Annotated in this window: 3 protein-coding genes; all 3 read right to left on the bottom strand. The window is 55.6% G+C overall.

Going from position 1 to position 3,071, the window contains the following annotated elements; genetic code table 11:
* A partial coding sequence (locus C454_RS02810) for a TM1802 family CRISPR-associated protein (protein ID WP_004972496.1) occupies positions 1-1,761 on the bottom strand: 1,761 nt, incomplete at its 3' end.
* Complete coding sequence (cas6, locus tag C454_RS02815; protein ID WP_004972497.1) at positions 1,761-2,498, bottom strand: CRISPR-associated endoribonuclease Cas6; 738 nt, start codon at positions 2,496-2,498, stop codon at positions 1,761-1,763. The genes cas6 and C454_RS02810, both read right to left, overlap by 1 nt.
* A gap of 111 nt (positions 2,499-2,609) precedes the next feature.
* Positions 2,610-3,071 (bottom strand): hypothetical protein (locus C454_RS20945; protein WP_204365849.1); only part of this gene is annotated, 462 nt, incomplete at its 5' end.

Here is a 3,071-nt window from a genome sequence, read left to right on the forward strand (position 1 = left end):
GAGTTGTTCGACGTCGCGATTCTGGATGAACGTTCGGTTGAGTCCACGTCGCTTCTGCCAGTTCGAAAGTTGCGCGGCGGCCGCACCGAGGACAAACGCCTCCTGACGTCCAGGCGACTCGCTAATACTCTCGTGAGCAGCGATGAACTCGCCGAGTCCTTCGCCGAATGTCGTGAACTCACCGGTGATGTTGCTTGGAATCATTGCTAAGGATGTTCGTGAATCCGAGAGAACGCCTAACTCGGCGAGGACTCTCAGAAGGCCGTAGGCCCGCAGGGCGTGGAAACCATCATACGGGTAATCNGTTCGTGAATCCGAGAGAACGCCTAACTCGGCGAGGACTCTCAGAAGGCCGTAGGCCCGCAGGGCGTGGAAACCATCATACGGGTAATCACTCGTCTCGTCGTCTTTCACTCGTTTGTTGAACCGTGCGACCGCTTCCCGTGTGAGCGCACTCACGAGCGCGTCGTACTGGATTGTTGAGTCCGTGAGAATCGATTGCGTGAACTCGACCCACTGGTTTTGGTCTCCAATTCGGCTCCCCTCGTGGTCGCTATCGGAAACCTCACACAGGAGACCGAAGAGCCACATCCCGGTGAAAATCTGCTTCTCACTCGGTACTCTGAACGAGTCGGTGTCGACGAGCAAACGGTTCTCGAAGACCGGGTTCGAGCTGTGGATGCGCTCGTAGCTTTCCGCGATAGCATCCAGTTGGTTGACTGAGACACCGTCAATCCATCCGACACCGTGTGTTTTCGCACTATCTCGATAGTAATGGACGAACGCGAGTCTGAGAATTGGCTCTTTGATTCCGAGTTCTTCAACGAAGGTACGGTGAACGCTCCACGCATTCTGGAGCGGCCGGTCCGTGTCCTCCTTGAGCAACTCTTCTCGTGAGTTCCGAATCAGTTCACGGAGAGCCTCCTCTCCTTCTGGTGTCGGTAGCGCGTAGGGGATAACCCGACATCTGATTCCGGGTGCGCCGAAGGACTGCCGACTCAGGAAGCGGTCGGTTGCAACCTCGATGTTCAGAATGCAGTCGCCACAGAGCGGCCGCGATTGCCACGCCTTCGAGGCGTTGTAGAACGGGAACGGCCATTGCTTCTTACTCGTGTACATCTGGTCGAGCTTCGCACCGAGACCATAGGTCTCAGTCCGAGTGTCGCAGACAGCACACACGGCTTCACCACGAGAGTCAGTCGCACTCTGTGAGTCTTCCGAGAGGGCATCCGAGTAGGCCACGAACGTCGCCTTCGCAAACTCCTCGATTTCGCCGGGATACCGACCTTGACCGCCTGACTGGATTCGAATAGTCAGAAGCGCTTTGTACTCAATTTCCTCGTCGTACCGTTCAACATCTGACTGAATCTCGTCTTCATACTTTTCGAAAGCCTCGTCGAGGGCCTGGAGGAGTGGTTCGTCCCGCTCCGCCCCCAGACTCTCGTCTGTCGGCCAAGAGAACATCCGTTCCAGTTCGGTCAGGACGCTACTACTCGCCCGCTGTGTCAGACTGTGGTCGTACTGGTTGTACCGATTGACGTACCCATACTTGACTGCCATCTCGAGTGGCGTGTCCGGGTCAACCGTCCGAGCACCACGGTACTCTAATCCATCGCCGTCCCCATCAAAGTCAAGGACGACGACGGAGTGGACCTCTTGATTACCGGCGAGTGCATCAGGGTCGCTACAAGCGACGTATTTCGTCGGAAACTCTTCGGCAGCGATCTCGTCACCGATGACCGAGAGCGCTTGGAGGAGCATTAGATGTCCTCCGTCCGATTGATAAAGCCGAATCCCAACCCGTTGAGTTCGCCGAGCCCGGCGTCAAGCGCCAGGTTCAGAATCCGGCGATGAGCAGCGCTTCGGATCTCATAGTCGAATTCCCACTCAGTTCCGACGTAGGTCACGTCACCGTCTGCATAGGTGACAGGCTTCGGAACAACTTTCTGGAACGAGTAGCCGCTGAAATATGGCGGACTCGGGGCAGATTCGTCGTACACACGTTCGTACTTCTTCTGTAGGTTCCCGTAGAGGGAGTCGAAGAACAGGTCCATGCCGTGTTCGGGTCGCCAGTACGTCCGGTCGTACTCTGTCTCAATCCCGTACTCTGCGGCGGTCTCAGTCCCGAATCGAATGATGATTGGGGTCCCTGTGGTGAGCGACCCGGATTCACCAACTTTCGGGTCGAGTGTAAACGCCTCTTCCGCTCGGAGGGGCATCTCCCCGATATTCACCTCCGGCTCAGAACAGAGTCCATAGGCGACCGACGTCACCAGATCTTGGTCCGATGCTGCGAAGATGAGACTTCGGGAGTCGCCTGCTTCGGCATCCCGAGGGGGAAAAATGTTCGAATAACTGAACGTCTTCGGCCCCTCGTCGAGGACTGCCCCGTATCCGTTGTCACGGAGGTCGTTGTACAACCGTCCCTGTAACTTGTGATTGTATGTATTGTCGTACGCAAAATCCCTCTCTGCGCGTAGTTTGACGAGTGTTCTCATTTCATATTTCACAGGAAAATCGTGGCAACTAAGCATAAAGTTTTGGTAGGTGAAAAATGGCCGTGAACTCGAGGCAAGGTGTCAAGTCGATACTGGCGGCTCGATGTCGATTCAGTATCTGTTTGGTTCGTCTGAAACGAACTTCTTCATGCACTCCGGTCGAGTGGCGAGCGGTTCCAACACCAGTTTGGTTCGTCTGAAACCGTGTCGGAGCCCGCGAAGACCCATCTGACTACGCGGCTTCAACACCAGCTTGGTTCGTCTGAAACTCGCGCCAGGCATGTTCGCCGTCTCGAATCTCCGGTGCTTCAACACCAGCTTGGTTCGTCTGAAACCATGAATTGCTGATATCGCGGCGATGCGATTAGCTGGCTTCAACACCAGCTTGGTTCGTCTGAAACAGGCCCAGGAACTCCTCGACACCAAAGAGGGCGCAGCTTCAACACCAGCTTGGTTCGTCTGAAACATGTTAGACCTGATGCAAGGGTTCGTAGCTTCCATAGCTTCAACACCAGCTTGGTTCGTCTGAAACGCCTCATCAGCCTCGGACTCTCTCGACGCCGAAGCTTCAAC

This window comes from Haloferax gibbonsii ATCC 33959 (assembly GCF_000336775.1).
GTDB classification, from domain to species: domain Archaea; phylum Halobacteriota; class Halobacteria; order Halobacteriales; family Haloferacaceae; genus Haloferax; species Haloferax gibbonsii.

What these genes read in the sequence shown, in the direction of transcription:
- cas6 (WP_004972497.1), bottom strand. Translation starts at nt 2,498, where the DNA reads ATGAGAACACTCGTCAAACTACGCGCAGAGAGGGATTTTGCGTACGAC.